The organism is Nocardioides panacihumi, assembly GCF_039530925.1.
Lineage (GTDB): Bacteria > Actinomycetota > Actinomycetes > Propionibacteriales > Nocardioidaceae > Nocardioides > Nocardioides panacihumi.
This window is the reverse complement of the sequence record NZ_BAAAPB010000001.1, coordinates 1,760,584-1,775,304: the sequence shown is the minus strand read 5'-3', so window position 1 is coordinate 1,775,304 and position 14,721 is coordinate 1,760,584. Positions and strand designations below refer to the sequence as shown.

General features: G+C 72.5%; 20 protein-coding genes. 19 read left to right on the top strand and 1 reads right to left on the bottom strand.

Annotation, left to right across the window (positions count from 1 at the left end):
* Positions 1-5: 5 nt before the first annotated feature.
* The 4 genes from fliD to ABD205_RS08340 all read left to right on the top strand — a co-directional run bounded on the left by fliD (position 6) and on the right by ABD205_RS08340 (position 2,596).
* Positions 6-1,370, top strand: coding sequence for a flagellar filament capping protein FliD (fliD, locus tag ABD205_RS08355; RefSeq protein WP_344044282.1), 1,365 nt, complete (start codon positions 6-8; stop codon positions 1,368-1,370).
* Between the two features lie 13 nt (positions 1,371-1,383).
* Positions 1,384-1,776, top strand: a complete 393-nt coding sequence (gene fliS / locus ABD205_RS08350; protein WP_344044281.1) for a flagellar export chaperone FliS — start codon at positions 1,384-1,386, stop codon at positions 1,774-1,776.
* Positions 1,776-2,087 (top strand): hypothetical protein, encoded by a 312-nt coding sequence (locus ABD205_RS08345; RefSeq protein ID WP_344044280.1) that lies wholly within the window; start codon positions 1,776-1,778, stop codon positions 2,085-2,087. The genes fliS and ABD205_RS08345 overlap by 1 nt, the downstream gene beginning before the upstream one ends.
* Positions 2,088-2,248: 161 nt before the next feature.
* Entirely contained in the window at positions 2,249-2,596 is a 348-nt protein-coding gene (locus ABD205_RS08340) for a hypothetical protein (RefSeq protein ID WP_344044279.1), read from the top strand.
* Positions 2,597-2,615: 19 nt separating this feature from the next.
* On the opposite strand, the gene ABD205_RS08335 is transcribed toward ABD205_RS08340, so the two are convergent.
* The gene (locus ABD205_RS08335; RefSeq protein WP_344044278.1) at positions 2,616-3,653 is read right to left on the bottom strand and encodes a protein-glutamate methylesterase/protein-glutamine glutaminase; all 1,038 of its coding nucleotides are present in this window, start codon (positions 3,651-3,653) and stop codon (positions 2,616-2,618) included.
* Between the two features lie 117 nt (positions 3,654-3,770).
* Here ABD205_RS08335 and ABD205_RS08330 point away from each other — a divergent pair, with 117 nt between their 5' ends.
* The 15 genes from ABD205_RS08330 to ABD205_RS08260 all read left to right on the top strand — a co-directional run bounded on the left by ABD205_RS08330 (position 3,771) and on the right by ABD205_RS08260 (position 14,717).
* On the top strand, positions 3,771-4,634 hold the full coding sequence (locus tag ABD205_RS08330) for a CheR family methyltransferase (protein WP_344044277.1): 864 nt from the start codon (positions 3,771-3,773) through the stop codon (positions 4,632-4,634).
* Between the two features lie 2 nt (positions 4,635-4,636).
* A complete protein-coding gene (locus ABD205_RS08325) occupies positions 4,637-5,020 on the top strand; it encodes a response regulator (RefSeq protein WP_344044276.1) in 384 nt (127 codons plus the stop codon).
* Positions 5,017-5,481 carry a chemotaxis protein CheX gene (locus ABD205_RS08320; RefSeq protein WP_344044274.1) on the top strand — a complete coding sequence of 155 codons (465 nt, stop codon included), beginning with the start codon at positions 5,017-5,019 and terminating at the stop codon, positions 5,479-5,481. The genes ABD205_RS08325 and ABD205_RS08320 overlap by 4 nt, the downstream gene beginning before the upstream one ends.
* A 78-nt stretch (positions 5,482-5,559) precedes the next feature.
* Entirely contained in the window at positions 5,560-5,922 is a 363-nt protein-coding gene (locus ABD205_RS08315) for a response regulator (RefSeq protein ID WP_344044273.1), read from the top strand.
* Positions 5,922-6,404: a hypothetical protein gene (locus ABD205_RS08310; protein WP_344044272.1), complete on the top strand. Its 483-nt coding sequence runs from the start codon at positions 5,922-5,924 to the stop codon at positions 6,402-6,404. Before ABD205_RS08315 ends, ABD205_RS08310 begins: the two co-directional genes overlap by 1 nt.
* Positions 6,405-6,600: 196 nt before the next feature.
* Positions 6,601-6,972: a flagellar basal body rod protein FlgB gene (flgB, locus tag ABD205_RS08305; protein ID WP_344044271.1), complete on the top strand. Its 372-nt coding sequence runs from the start codon at positions 6,601-6,603 to the stop codon at positions 6,970-6,972.
* Positions 6,972-7,370 carry a flagellar basal body rod protein FlgC gene (locus tag ABD205_RS08300; RefSeq protein ID WP_344044270.1) on the top strand — a complete coding sequence of 133 codons (399 nt, stop codon included), beginning with the start codon at positions 6,972-6,974 and terminating at the stop codon, positions 7,368-7,370. The genes flgB and ABD205_RS08300 overlap by 1 nt, the downstream gene beginning before the upstream one ends.
* Complete coding sequence (gene fliE, locus ABD205_RS08295) at positions 7,367-7,732, top strand: flagellar hook-basal body complex protein FliE (protein WP_344044269.1); 366 nt, start codon at positions 7,367-7,369, stop codon at positions 7,730-7,732. The genes ABD205_RS08300 and fliE overlap by 4 nt, the downstream gene beginning before the upstream one ends.
* A gap of 1 nt (position 7,733) precedes the next feature.
* The gene (gene fliF, locus ABD205_RS08290; protein ID WP_344044268.1) at positions 7,734-9,338 is read left to right on the top strand and encodes a flagellar basal-body MS-ring/collar protein FliF; all 1,605 of its coding nucleotides are present in this window, start codon (positions 7,734-7,736) and stop codon (positions 9,336-9,338) included.
* Between the two features lie 5 nt (positions 9,339-9,343).
* Positions 9,344-10,393, top strand: coding sequence for a flagellar motor switch protein FliG (fliG, locus tag ABD205_RS08285; RefSeq protein ID WP_344044475.1), 1,050 nt, complete (start codon positions 9,344-9,346; stop codon positions 10,391-10,393).
* Complete coding sequence (locus ABD205_RS08280) at positions 10,393-11,016, top strand: FliH/SctL family protein (RefSeq protein ID WP_344044267.1); 624 nt, start codon at positions 10,393-10,395, stop codon at positions 11,014-11,016. Before fliG ends, ABD205_RS08280 begins: the two co-directional genes overlap by 1 nt.
* Complete coding sequence (locus tag ABD205_RS08275; protein WP_344044266.1) at positions 11,013-12,317, top strand: FliI/YscN family ATPase; 1,305 nt, start codon at positions 11,013-11,015, stop codon at positions 12,315-12,317. The genes ABD205_RS08280 and ABD205_RS08275 overlap by 4 nt, the downstream gene beginning before the upstream one ends.
* A complete protein-coding gene (locus tag ABD205_RS08270) occupies positions 12,314-12,769 on the top strand; it encodes a flagellar export protein FliJ (RefSeq protein WP_344044265.1) in 456 nt (151 codons plus the stop codon). The genes ABD205_RS08275 and ABD205_RS08270 overlap by 4 nt, the downstream gene beginning before the upstream one ends.
* Positions 12,769-13,476: a C40 family peptidase gene (locus tag ABD205_RS08265; protein ID WP_344044264.1), complete on the top strand. Its 708-nt coding sequence runs from the start codon at positions 12,769-12,771 to the stop codon at positions 13,474-13,476. The genes ABD205_RS08270 and ABD205_RS08265 overlap by 1 nt, the downstream gene beginning before the upstream one ends.
* Positions 13,473-14,717: a flagellar hook-length control protein FliK gene (locus ABD205_RS08260; RefSeq protein WP_344044263.1), complete on the top strand. Its 1,245-nt coding sequence runs from the start codon at positions 13,473-13,475 to the stop codon at positions 14,715-14,717. The genes ABD205_RS08265 and ABD205_RS08260 overlap by 4 nt, the downstream gene beginning before the upstream one ends.
* Positions 14,718-14,721: the final 4 nt, after the last annotated feature.

Here is a 14,721-nt window from a genome sequence, read left to right as displayed (position 1 = left end):
AAGCGATGGCGAGTTCGATCACCTTCACGGGTCTGGGCAGCGGCCTGGACACGGCCAGCATCGTCAGCCAGCTCATGGCCATCGAGCGGGCACCGCAGGACCGGCTCAAGACCGCGCTCGCCAAGGAGCAGTCCACGCTCACGGCCCTCCAGCAGCTCAACACCTCGCTGGCCGCGCTGCAGAAGAGCGCCGACAGCTTCTCCAGCGGGTCCACCTGGACCAAGCTCAACGCCACCTCGTCGAGCTCCGCGGTCACGATCTCCGCGTCGAGCTCCGCCACCCCGTCGAGCCTGTCGGTCACGGTCGGCCACGTCGCCACCGCCGCCGGGAACACCTACACCACCGCCGCGGCGCTCTCCGACACCGTCACCACGGCCACGAAGCTCGCGGTCACCCTCTCGGACGGCACCAGCACGTCGGTCGACCTGGCCGACGGCAAGCTGTCCACGGTGATCAGCTCGCTCAACGGCCTCAAGGACGCCAGCGGGACGCCACTCCTCTCCGCGACGGCTGTCAGCACCGGCAACGGCAGCTACCGCCTCGTCGTCAACCAGGTCGCCACGGGTCAAGGCGCCCTGACGATCACCGAGGCCGGCGGCACTCCCCTGATGGGCGGTCCTGACGCGGCGATCAGCCGGTCCGGCTCCGACGCGTCGATCACGGCCGGCGGCGTCGCGCTCACCCAGCGCTCGAACAGCTTCACCTCGCTCATGCCCGGCGTGGACGTGACGATCTCACCGGCCGCGCAGGGCACCACGGCGACGCTGAGCGTCAGCGACGACGGCTCCAGCCGCGCCAACGCCCTGAACGCGTTCGTCAGCCAGATCAACCAGGTGATCGACCAGATCGCCGACACGACGTCGTACGGCACGATCACGCCCGGCAAGGCCGCCACCGGTGGTGGCGCCCTCCCCGGCGACGGCACCCTGCGGGCCATCACCGACCAGCTCCTCAACACGATCTTCCCGGGCGGCGGCGCCACGATGGCCACGATGGGCCTCGACCTCGACCGGGACGGCCACCTCACCTTCGACCAGTCGAAGTTCCAGACCGCGTACAAGGCCGACCCGTCGGGCGTGCAGAACGCCTTCATCGGCGCCAACGGCTTCACCTCGCGGGTCTCGAAGATCGCCAAGCTGCAGAGCGACTCGAGCACCGGGTCGCTCACGATGACGATCAAGAGCGAGAACACCGAGATCGCCCGCTACAACGACGAGATCACCGCCTGGGACGACCGGCTCGCCATGAAGCAGACGGCGCTGACCCAGCAGTTCACCGCACTCGAGACCCAGCTCAGCCGGCTCCAGAGCCAGTCGAGCTGGCTGACGGCACAGCTCAACAGTCTCAGCAGCAGCTCGAAGAACAACTAGCCTCGGAGGAACGATGAACTACGCCCGGCAGAGCGCACGTACGGCGTACCAGGGCAACGCGATCGCGACCGCGAGCCCCGCACGTCTTCTCGTCATGCTGTTCGAGCGGCTCGTGCTCGACGCCGAGCGCGGTCAGGTGGCCCTGCTCTCCGGCGCGCGCGAGGAGGCCAACCAGCAGCTCGTGCACGCCCAGGCGATCGTCACCGAGCTGCAGAGCACGCTCGACGCGGACGCCATGCCGGCCGGCCAGGAGCTGCTGGCGCTCTACGACTACCTGCAGCGCCAGCTCATCAAGGCCAACGTCTCGCAGGACCAGATCGCCGCCGCCGAGGCCGTCAGGCTCAGCCGCGACCTGTGCGACACCTGGCGTCAGGCCGCCCTGCTCGCCGCCGCCGCCAGCGCCTGATGTCGATTACCTGGGAGCCAGTGCTCGACGACCTCGAGCGTGAGGTCGAGCGCGCGGAGCGCATCGTCGCCTCGGCGCAGACCCGGTCGGCGGCAGAGGGTCTGTCCGACTGGGAGCCGCCGGCCGATCTCGGTCCCCTCCCCCACCACCTGGTGGCCCGCGCCCAGGACCTGCTGGAACGCCAGCAGGCGGTGACCGACCGCATCCGACCGCTGCTCCTCGCCACCCGCCAGCAGCTCCAGATCGGCCAGCGCTTCGGCCGCCCGACCGCCCGTCCGGCCACGCCGGTCTACCTCGACGTCACCGCGTAGGAAGCCCGCACCCATCCTCCGAACGGCGGAGCGTTCCGGGACCCCTGGTCCGGGACCTGGGGGTCCGAACGGGCGCTCCCCGGCGACTGCGCGGGCGCACTAGGCTCGGTCCACCGTTTCGTCGCGCCCGGGGCGACGCCGAAAACAGGAGACCCGCGCGAATGTCTGAGCACGACACCCCGTCGGCGCACGAGTGGGAAGCCGCGCTGGAGCGGCTGGAGGTCCAGCTCAACCGCGCCGAGCGGATGGGCACGGCGGTCGACGCCAAGGACATCGAGCTCGGCCTTCCGGCCTCGCTCAGCACGATCCCCCGCTACCTGCTCGACCGGGCCCAGGTGCTCGTGGAGCGCCAGCAGAAGCTGGCCAGCATGCTGCCCGAGCGCGGCACCCGACCGACCGACGCCTTCACGCTGCACGACCGTGTCGGGCACCTGGTCACGGGTCCTCGTGAGCCGGTTTCGTTCGACCTCTTCGGCGCATCCGCCAAGGGCGAGCGCACGGCGGACTGACCCGCCGCCGCGCCGCCCGTCAGCGCACCGCCGCGACCAGGCGGCGCGGCATCTCACCCAGCGACACCGTCTCGTCGGCCAGCCCGGCGAGCGCGACGGCCCCCGGCATGCCCCACACCACGGAGGTCGCCTCGTCCTGGACCAGGACGCGTGCGCCGCGCTCGGCCAGCACGCGGACGCCCTCGAGGCCGTCGTGGCCCATGCCGGTGAGGACGGTGGCGACCGCGCGGCCGCCGTACACCTCGGCCGCGGTGCGGAAGAGCACGTCCACCGCGGGGCGGCAGAAGTTCTCCTGCGGACCCTGGTCGAGGCGCACCCGGACGCCGCCGGCGCCGGACACGAGCCTGACGTGGAAGTCGCCCGGCGCGAGGAGGACCTCGCCGGCCCGGGGCACGTCGCCGTCGACGGCCTCGCGGACGGTGAGCGCGGAGATCCGGTCGAGCCGCTGCGCGAGCATCGTGGTGAACACCGGCGGCATGTGCTGGACGACCAGCACCGGCACGCCGAGGTCGGCCGGCAGCTGGCCGAGCACCGTCGCCAGCGCGTCGGGGCCGCCGGTCGAGGATCCCACCAGCAGCACCTGGGGGCTGCCTGCGGCAGGCTTCGCCACCGGCGGCGTACGCCGGGCTGCCGGCGTCCGCGGTGCCAGCGTGCGCACGCCGGCGAGCGCGCGGATGCGCGGCACGAGCTGGTCACGGACGCTGGCGAGCCCCTCGGCGACCGAGCCGGTGTTGGACGGCTTCGTGACGTAGTCGGACGCGCCGCGGGAGAGCGCCTCCAGGGTGGCGGCCGCGCCGCGCTCTGTCAGCGTCGAGAACATGATGATCGGCAGCCGCCGGTGCCGCTCGCGGATCCGCCGCAGGGCGCCGAGCCCATCCAGTCGCGGCATCTCGATGTCGAGCGTGACCACGTCGGGTCGCAGCTCCTCGACGCGGTCGACGGCCTCCAGACCGTCGCGAGCCGTGCCGACGATCTCGATGTCCTCAGCCTCCGACAACGCGGTGGAGATGAGACGACGGATGAGGGCGGAGTCATCCACCACCAGGACACGGATCACGCGACGACCATCGGCCTGCCCGCACGGGTCCTGAGGCGACCGCGCGGCCGACCGCACGAGTGCAGCCGCACGACGAAATTGCCTCAGGACCCAGGACCGTCATCCGATGAGCACGCCGTGACCATCTCCTCCTCGAGCTTCCACCTGATCGCCGCCCTCGTCCGGCGCGAGACGGCGATGGTCTACGAGGCAGGCAAGGAGTACCTCGTCGAGGCGCGCCTGACACCGCTGGCGACCGCCGCGGGCTGCCCGGACGTCGAGGCCTACATCGCGCGCGTCAGCACCGACCTCGTCGAGCGCCGCAAGGCCCTGGACGCCCTCACCATCAACGAGACCAGCTGGTTCCGCGACCAGACGCCCTACCAGGCGTTCACGGACTCGATCCTGCCCCGGCTCCTGGAGAGCCGCGCCGCGACCCGCCGGCTGCGGATCTGGTCGGCCGCGTGCTCGAGCGGCCAGGAGGCGTACTCGATCGCCATGCTGCTCGACCAGCACCTGCCGGCCGGCTGGACGGCCGAGATCCTCGCGACCGACGTGTCGACCGCGATGCTCGATCGGGTGCGCGCAGGCCGCTACAGCCAGGTCGAGATGAACCGCGGCCTGCCCGCGACCACGCTGGTCAGGTACTTCACGCGCGCCGGCACCGAGTGGGAGGTCAGCCCGGAGCTGCGGCGCACGGTCCGCACCCAGCACCTCAACCTCGCCGACGCGTACGCGTTCACCGCCGTCGGCACCTACGACGTGGTGCTGCTGCGCAACGTCCTCATCTACTTCGACCACGCGACCAAGTACGACATCCTCCGCCGGATGCGTCCCCACGTCGCACCGGACGGCTTCCTGCTGCTCGGCTCGTCGGAGACCACGCTCGACATGCCGGCCGACGTCGCCGCGCTGTGGAGCCGCGAGCAGCTCGGCCGCGTGCAGGCGCACCGGCCGGCCGTCGCCGTACCCCTCGCCTCTTCCACGCGTATCGGAGCCTGACCATGCGAGCGATGATCATCGACGACTCCCGGGCGATGCGCAGCATCCTGCGCCGCATCGTCGCCGGCCTGCACTTCGAGACCCTCGAGGCCGGCAACGGCCAGGAGGCGCTCGACCTCTTCGAGGCCGGCGACGTGCCCGACCTGTGCCTGGTCGACTGGAACATGCCGGTGATGGACGGCTACACGTTCATCACCCGGGTCCGGGCCAACCGCGACTGGCGTGGCGTGACGCTGATGATGGTCACCACCGAGAGCGAGCAGGGCCAGATCGTCAAGGCGCTCGCCGCGGGCGCCCACGAGTACGTCATCAAGCCGTTCACCCCCGACGCGATCGTCGAGAAGCTCGAGCTGCTCGGGCTCATCCCCCAGGAGGACGTGGCATGACGCTCGCACCCGAGGTGACCGACGTCCAGGCGATCGTCGAGCAGGTCTGGTCCAGCTTCCTGGGCGAGGAGGAGCCGCTGCTCCCCCGCCCGGCTGCGGGCGGCCAGTTCGCGGCCGACGAGGCCTGGTCGGCGGCGGTGTCGATCTCCGGCGGCTGGGACGCGACGGTCACCGTCGAGCTGTCCGGGCCGGTCGCGCTCTCGCTCACCCGCACGATGCTCGGCCTCGACGACGCCGACGCCACCGAGGACGGCGACGTGGCCGACGCGGTGGGCGAGCTCGTCAACATGGTCGGCGGCAACGTCAAGAGCCTCATGCCCGGTCCGAGCGTGCTGTCGCTGCCCGCGGTCGCCGCCGGTCGGGCCGCGCATCCGTCGGGCGCCGCCGAGATCGCGCGCTTCGACGGGGTCTGGGCCGGCGAGCCGGTCCGGGTCGCCGTGCACGCCATCCCCCAGCCCTGAGCACGCAGCCCTGAGCACCCAGCCCTGAGCACCCTCTGAACCCCCCCAGCACCAAACGGAACAGGCGGAACAACCCCGATGAAGATCCTCGTCGCCGACGACAGCAAGGTCATGCGCCAGATCGTGATCCGCACGCTGCGGCAGGCGGGCCACGGCGGCCACGACATCGTGGAGGCCGAGAACGGCCGCGACTGCCTCGAGAAGGTCTCGAGCGAGCAGCCGGACCTGGTCCTCTCGGACTGGAACATGCCCGAGATGAACGGCATCGACTGCCTCGGCGCCCTGCGTGCGCAGGGCTCGCAGGTGAAGTTCGGCTTCGTCACCTCGGAGGGCTCCGACGAGATGCGCTCGCGTGCCGCCGCCGCGGGCGCGCTGTTCCTGATCGCCAAGCCGTTCACCGCCGAGACCTTCACCGAGGCGCTCGACGGGGTCCTGGGCTGATGGCCTCGCACCTGCCTCTCCCGAAGCAGATCAAGGACCTGCTCGAGGGACTGCTCGGCCGCGACGTGACGCTGACCCCGTCGGCGCCGTTCGCGCCCGGGCCGAACGCCCCGGCCAGCATCGCCGTGTACGTCGACGACTCGCTGCGCATCACGAGCCTCGTCGCGTGCGACCTCAAGCTGTCGTCGTACGCCGGCGCCGCGCTCGGCCTGGTGCCGCCCGGCGGTGCCGAGGCGGCCGTCGAGGCGGGCGGGCTGACCGACACGCTCGCGGAGAACCTCTACGAGGTGCTGAACATCGCCGCGTCGATGTTCAACGCTCCCGGCGCCGAGCACCTGCGGCTGCACGAGCTGCACCCGGCGGGCGCCCCGATGCCCCCGATGGTGCGCGCGCAGGCGCTGACCCTCGGCCGACGCGAGGACGTCACCCTCGAGATCGCCGGCTACGGCGCCGGCCGGCTGTCGATCGTGATGGTGGCCTGACCACTCGGCACGTCCCCCCGGCGGGACGTCATACGCCCTGGTCGCCTCGGCAGCCACCGCGTATGACGTCCCGTCGGGCATTTCCCTCAGGTCACATCAGGGGCCGCCGAAGGTCCCTGTGAGCAAGGACCGCTCGACAACTTCAGCCGATGGACCGGCATCCACCCAGCCCCACCCCCGAGGGGAAGGAACCGCCGTGTCTTTCGCCGTGTCCGATGCGGTCAGCCTCGCGCTGCACACCGCGCTCAACGGCCTCTCGCAGCGCCAGCAGGTCATCGCGGACAACATCGCCAACGTCGACACCCCGGGCTTCCGGGCGCAGTCCGTCGGCTTCGAGGACTCGCTGCGTGCCGCGATCGACAGCGGCTCCTTCGACCCCGACAACGGCCGGGTCGCGCGCGTCGTCGCCACCGAGACGCCGACCGACACCCCGGTGGGCGCCAACGGCAACAACGTCGACCTGCGCAAGGAGACGATCGCCGCGATGCAGGCCCAGTACAGCTACCAGATCCTGGGCCGGGCGATGACCGACCACCTGGGTCTGCTCAAGACCGCGGCAGGTGCGTGATGGGCGACGCGTTCGAGATGCTCCGCATCGCCAACACCGGGCTCGGAGCCCACCAGACCTGGCTCGACTCCCTCGGCGGCAACATCGCCAACGTCAACACCGTGCGCTCGACGAGCCAGAGCGCCTTCCAGGCGAGCTTCGTCGTGTTCGCACCTCGCGCCGACGGCGGCGTCGACGTCGCCGGCGTCGCGCACAGCAGCGCGCAGGGTCGGCTCGTCTCGATGCCGGACAGCCCGCTGGCCGACGCCAACGGCTACGTCCGCGCCCCCGACATCGACATGGCGAGCGAGATGAGCCAGCTGATCATGGCTCAGCGCGGCTACCAGTCCTCGGTGCAGGTCACCAAGACCGCCCAGGACACCTACAACTCCGCCCTCAGCATCGGGGAGGGCCGATGAGCTCCATGGGGATCGAGGCGATCGGGGCCGCGACGTCGGGCCTGTCGAGCCTGCAGCTGCCCGGCGCGCCCACCGTCGGCGCCACCGACACGGCGCTGACCGCCGGCCAGGCCCAGGCGCCCACCGGTCCGCAGGGCCCGAGCGGCGACTTCGGCAACCTCCTGATCAAGAGCCTCGACTCGGTCGAGGCGATGGGCGACAAGGCCTCCAACCTGTCCGTCCAGGCCGCGACCGGCGACCTGAACGCGATCCACGACTACACCATCGCCGCGACCGAGGCGCAGGTCGCCACGCAGCTGACGGTCGCCGTACGCAACAAGGCGGTCGACGCCTTCAACGAGATCATGCGGATGAGCGTCTGACATGCGCGACAACCTCTCTCGGACCCTCACCCGCTACACGCGGACCTTCGCCGACTTCACCACCGGCCAGAAGGCTGTCGCCCTCGTCGGCACGGCGGCGCTGCTGCTCGGCGGCTTCCTCGTCTTCCGCTGGGCCGCGGCGCCGACGTACGCCCCGCTCTACTCGAACCTCTCCGGCCAGGACGCCTCGGCCGTCGTCGACGAGCTGAACAAGGAGGGCGTGAAGTACGAGCTGGCCAACGGCGGCAACACCGTGATGGTGCCGCAGGGCCAGGTCTACGCCGCACGGATCGCGCTGTCCGGCAAGGGGCTGCCCTCCGACACCGGGAGCGGCGGCTACTCGATCCTGGACAACACCTCGCTGTCGACCTCGGAGTTCCAGGAGCAGACCGACTTCAAGCGCGCCATGGAGGGCGAGCTCTCCAAGACGATCGAGGCGATCGACGGGGTCGACACCGCCGTCGTCCACCTCGCGCTGCCGCAGAAGCAGGTCTTCTCCGACCAGCAGGACCCGGCCACCGCGTCGGTGCTCGTCAAGACCAAGATCGGCACGACGCTCTCCGACGACCAGGTGCAGGCGATCGTCCACCTCGTCGCCTCCAGCATCGACGGGCTCGACCCCAAGAACGTCACCGTCGCCGACGCCACCGGCAAGGTGCTGACCGTCCAGGACGACACCGTCGCCGGCGCCGCCAGCACGCGGCTGCAGCAAGTCGACGCGTTCCAGAACCAGATGAAGAGCAACATCCAGGCCGTCCTCGACAAGGTCGTCGGTCCGGGCCACTCGACCGTCAACATGACGGCCGACCTCGACTTCGACCAGACGACGACCAAGACGAAGAAGTACAGCTACAACCCGAAGGTCGTGCCGCTCTCCCAGACGGTCCAGACCGAGAAGTACCAGGGCCCCGGCACCTCCGCGGGCAACGCCGCGGGCGGCGTGGTCGGCCCCGACGGGCAGATGGGCAGCTCCTCGACCACGACGAGCGGCCCGTCGACGTACGCGAACGGCAGCAAGACGCAGGACAACGCGGTCGACACGACCGAGGAGGAGCGGATCGCTGCTCCCGGCGGCGTGAAGTCGCTGCACGTCGGCGTCGTGCTCGACGCGGCCACGATCGGCACGATCCAGCCGCAGGACATCCGCAACGTGATCGCCGCCGCCACCGGCATCAACACCACCCGCGGCGACACCATCGACGTCAGCAGCATGCCGTTCGACCACACCGCCGACGCCGCGGCCGCCAAGGAGCTGGCCCAGGCCGACGCGGCCAAGGCCAGCGCGCAACGGATGACGCTCTACCGCAACTTCGGGCTCGGCGCCGTCGTCGCCCTGATGGTGCTGCTCGCCTGGATGCGGGCCCGCCGGCGCAACAAGGCCCGTGAGGAGGCGACGTCGTACGTCGTCGAGCAGCTGCGCGCCGAGGCGGCCGCCCGGGCCGGCGCCCAGGAGCTCGCCGCGGCCCAGCTGCTGAGCGAGCTCGAGCCCCCGGCCGGCCCCAACCCGGCGGACGAGATCCGTGAGGAGCTCAACGCGCTCGTCGAGCGTCAGCCCGACGACGTCGCCGCCCTGCTGCGCGGCTGGCTCGTGGAGCACAAGTCGTGACCGTCATGACCCCCGCGCTCGCCGTCATGGCGGCGAACGGCAACCACGCCCTGGCCAACTCGCTGGGGCTGCGCAAGGCCGCCATCCTGCTGATCCAGCTCGGCCAGGAGCGCGCGTCGGCGGTGCTGCGGCACATGTCCGACGCCGAGGTCGAGGCGATCACCGCGGAGATCTCACGCCTGGACGCGATCTCGTCGATCGAGACCGACCAGGTACTGGGCGAGTTCCGCGAGCTCATGGTGGCGCGCGCCCACATCGCCCAGGGCGGCTTCAGCTTCGCCCAGCAGCTCCTGCAGAGCTCCATCGGCGAGGAGCGCGCGGCGGAGATCATGGACCGGCTGCACGCGGCCGCCGTCCAGATGCCCTTCCAGTTCCTGCACCGGGCCGACCCGGCCCAGCTGCGCGGCTTCATCGCCGAGGAGCACCCGCAGGTGATCGCGCTCGTGCTGGCGCACATGACCCCGGACAAGGCGTCGCTGCTGCTGTCGGGCCTGCCGAACTACCTCCAGGCGGTCGTCGCCCACCGCATCGCGGTGATGGACCGGACCTCGCCCGAGATCATCCGCGCGGTCGAGGCCGTGCTCGAGCGCAAGCTGTCGTCGATGCTGCAGCCGACCGAGGTCTCCCGCGTGGGCGGCGTCGACCCGCTCGTCAACATCATCAACCGCTCCGACCGGCCGACCGAGCGCCTCATCGTGGAGGGCCTCGAGGGGCTCGACCCGGCGCTGGCCGACGAGGTCAAGAGCCGGATGTTCATGTTCGAGGACATCGTCGGGCTCGACGACCGGTCGGTGCAGCAGGTGCTGCGCCAGGTCGACACCGGCGAGCTCGCGCTGGCGCTCAAGGGCGTCAGCTCGCAGGTCAAGAACAAGATCACGGGCAACCTCTCCGAGCGCGCCGCCGAGAACCTCCTCGACGAGGTCGAGCTGCTGGGCGCCGTACGCCTCGTGCAGGTGGAGGAGGCGCAGCAGAGCGTCATCCGCACCATCCGCCAACTGGAGGAGCAGGGCCAGATCACCGTGCGTCGCGGCAACGACGAGGAGTTCGTGGTCTGATGACGGTCACCCCGCTCTCGCTGCCCGACCTCCCGGCGGCTAACTGGACCGACGCCAACGAGCTGGCCCGCACCGTGCTCGGCGAGCTCGCCGAGAGCGCGCGTGCCGACGCGCACGCCCAGGGGTACGCCGTCGGCTGGGCCCGCGGCCGCCGCGACGCCCTGTCGGCCGCCGCCGCCGCGACCGAGCAGGCCGAGCACGCCCGACGCGAGGCCGAGGCCCGCCGTGAGGACGAGCACCGGGCCGCCGTGACGGCCCTGCGCCAGTCGGCGCAGCAGGTGCGCGCGCTCCTGACGGAGCTGTGCAGCAGCATCGAGGAGCAGGGCACCGACCTCGCCTGGGCGATCACCGAGACCCTGCTCGCACGTGAGATGACGGTCGTGACCGACGCCGACGTCGTACGCCGGGTGCTGACCGTCCTCCCCTCGGCGCCGACCGCGACCGTCCGCCTGCACCCGTCCGTCGCGGCCTCCGCGGCCGCCGAGGAGCTCACCGAGGCCGGTCTGGTCGTCGCCGCGGACGCGACGCTCGACCGTGCGGACGCCGTCGTCGAGTGCGACGGCGCGGTGACCGACCTGCGCATCGCGACCGCCATGGACCGGCTCAGGGACGTGCTCCGATGAGCGCTCTCACCACGGCCGTGATGGACCGCGCGGTCGAGGCCGCCCGCCCGCTCGCACTCGGCACCGTCACCGAGCTGGTCGGCCTGCACCTGGTCGTCACGGGGCTGCCCCTGGCTGTCGGGGACCTGGTCGAGGTCGCGACGGGCTCGGGCGACGCCTGCCTGCTCGCCGAGGTGGCCGCGCTGCGTCCGCGGGCGGCCGTCTGCCTCCCGCTCGGCCCGATCACCGGCGTGCGCGTCGGCGACCTGGTGCGTCACACGGGCGGCCCGCTGCGGGTCCGCATCGGAGACGCCCTGCTCGGCCGCGTCCTCGACGGCCTCGGCCGACCCGTCGACGGCGGCCCCACGATCGACCACCTGCCCCAGGTCGGCGTCGACCTGGCGGCCCCGTCGGCGTACACCCGCCCGCGGATCACCGCCCCGCTCCCCCTCGGCGTGCGCGCACTCGACGCGCTGGTGCCCTGCGGGCGCGGCCAGCGGATCGGCATCATGGCGGGCTCCGGCGTCGGCAAGTCGTCGCTGCTGTCGATGATCGCCCGCAGCGGCGACGCCGATGTGAACGTCATCGCGCTCGTGGGCGAGCGTGGCCGCGAGGTGCGCGAGTTCCTCGACAACGACCTCGGCCCCGAAGGTCTGGCCCGCTCCGTCGTCGTCGTGGCGACCTCCGACGCACCCGCGGTCGAGCGGATGCGCGCGGCCTTCGTCGCGACGCGGATCGCGGAGTCGTTCCGCGACTCCGGCCGCGACGTGGTGCTGATGATGGACAGCCTCACCCGGGTCGCCATGGCGCAGCGCGAGATCGGCCTCTCGGCCGGCGAGCCGCCCGCGACCCGCGGCTACCCGCCCTCGGTCTTCGGCCTGCTGCCGCGGCTCCTCGAGCGCGCCGGGACCTCTCCGGAGGGCTCCATCACGGGGCTCTACACGGTGCTCGTCGAGGGCGACGACCTGCAGGACCCGATCGGCGACACCGCCCGGTCGATCCTCGACGGCCACGTCGTCCTGTCGCGCACGCTCGCGACCAGCGGCCACTTCCCCGCGGTCGACGTGCTCGAGTCGATCTCGCGGCTCACCGGCGCCGTCACCACCCCCGACCAGCAGCGCGACGCGACCCGGCTGCGCCGCCTGCTCGCCGCCCACCGCAACGTCAAGGAGCTCGTCGAGATCGGGGCGTACGCCGCCGGGTCCGACGCCGACGCCGACGCCGCCCTGGCGCTGCTCCCCCGCATCGACGGGTTCCTCCGGCAGCGGATGGACGAGCCGTCCGGGGACACCTGGGCACTGCTCGAGGAGCTGGTGTCGTGACCGTCGTCCACGACCCCGGCCTGCACGCCGTCGGCCGCGTCCGCGGCGTCCGCGAGCGGGACAGCCTGCTCGCGCTGCAGCAGGCCCTGGCGACCCAGCGGGAGCGCGAGGAGCGGCTCGCCGAGCTGCGCGCCCAGCTGGCCAGCGCCGCGGCGCTCGAGGCGGACATCCTCGGGAGCGGTACGCCGGGCGCCCTCCTCACCCTTCGCATGACGCTCGGCCACCTGGCCGAGTCGACGCGCCTGGCCCGCGAGGAGCTCGCGGCCGCCGAGGTGCTGGCCGACGCCGCCCGCGACCGCTGGGAGCAGGACAAGAGCCGGCTGGCCGCCGTGGAGCAGCTGCTCGAGCGGCGTACCGCCGAGCGCCGGCACGAAGCCCGCCGCGCCGAGGACCGACAGACCGACGAGACCGCCGCGCAGGGCTGGCTGCGGCGCACCACCGGAGAGCACTGATGAGCATCGCGTCCGTGACGGACCGCATCCAGCAGATCGAGTCGCAGATCTCGCAGCTGCAGAGCACCCAGACCTCCGACGCCGCGACGAGCGCGGCGTTCGCGACCACCCTCGACAAGGTGTCGGCGACCACCGCGGCCACGTCCGCCGACCCCGCCACAGGGGTGAGCTCGGACCTGGGCACGGACCTGGGCACGGCGGCTCCGACGACGTCCCAGAAGGCCGTGGTCGACGAGGCGAAGAAGTATCTCGGCCTCCCCTACGTCTGGGGCGGCACCTCGATCAGCAGCGGCGTCGACTGCTCGGGGCTCGTGCAGTCGGTCTACAAGAGCCTGGGCTACGACCTGCCGCGGCTCTCGGCCGACCAGGCCAGGTCCGGCCGGCCGATCGCCGGCATGGCCGACGCCCAGCCCGGCGACCTGATCGCCTGGAACAACAGCTCCCGCAACAACGGCGCCGACCACATCGCCATCTACGTCGGCAACGGCAAGATGATCGAGGCGCCGCACACCGGCGCCCAGGTGCGGCTCGTCGACGTCCCGTCGACGCCCGACTACATCCGGCGCATCCTGCCCGACTCGGCCAACGGCTCGGCAGCACGCTCCGTCGCGCCCACCAGCAGCGACCTCGCCGCGTCCCGCGCGTCGTTCGACCTGCAGTCGCTCCTGTCCACGACCGGCTTGACGGCCCAGGAGGGCGCAGCATGACCGTGACATCGTTCGTCCCCACGCTCTCGACCGGCCCGGCGCCGACGGGCAAGACACCCGCCGGCAAGGCCGAGGCCGCCGGCAAGCACGCGCCGGACGACGCCGACGCGTCCGCCCCGGGCCTCGACGACTTCCTGGCGACCCTGAGCACGGCGCTGGCCGCCGTCGCCCAGGCCACTCCCGCGACCGACGGCTCCGCCACACCGGCAGGCGCCGGGCCGTCACTCGCGGCGACAGCCACGTCTGCCACCACGGTGTCCGGGGCGGTGCCGAGCGCGGCGCTGCCGAGCGCGGTGCCGCTCAGCGCGGCGCTGCCGGGCGCGGTGCCGACGGGGGCGATGCCGACGGGCGCCGCGCCGACCAGCGCCGCGCCGGCGCTCCCGGTCGGCCAGGCATCGCTGCCCGTCGCCACCGGCCTCGGTGGTGAGCTGCCGACCGGGTCGCCGAGGCCCGCGGACGGCGAGCAGGCGCCCGCGACGGCACTGCCGGCGGTCGGCGCCCCGCTGGCCCGGCCGGCGACCGGTGAAGCGAGCCGCTCGGCCTCCGCCGCCACGCCGGCCACCTCCCCCGACGGTGAGCAGTCGACGGTCCAGGCGGCGCCGACGGTCGACGCCACGTCGCTCCCTGTCACGGCCGTCGACGGGTCGGGGGCCGCGTCGGTCACCGTCACCGGCGGCGCGCCCATCGACCCGAGCGCGGGCTCGTCCGGCGACAGGACCACGGCCGTGCTGCGGCAGGTCTTCCCGGAGGTGACCCGGGTCGCGACCCAGGCCGGCACCGGCACGCACCGGCTCTCGATCACGCTGCACCCCGAGGACCTCGGTGAGGTGAAGGTGACCCTCGTCGTCCGTGCCGGCTCCGTCCACGTCAGCATGACCGCGCAGAGCGGCGCCGCCCACGACGCCCTGCTGCAGGGCGCGCCCGAGCTGCACCGGCTCCTGGAGGTCACCGGCGGCGACGCCCGCGTCGTCGTCCGCGACACCGCCGCGGCCACCACGACCACGACCGACCAGCGGGGCGGGGAGGGCCGCGGTCAGCAGTCGTCGTACGCCGCCCAGGCCGACGGCGGCGGCGACCCGCGCAACCCCGACCGCAACCCCGACCGCGACCCGAGCCGTACGACGTCCGGCGCACCAACCGACGAGCCCGCCAGCCCCCGGGGCACCCGCCCCGGCAGCCCTACCGGTGCCAGCCGGACCGGCACCCCCGTCCACCCCGGTCGCCTCGACCGGCTGATGTGAGGAG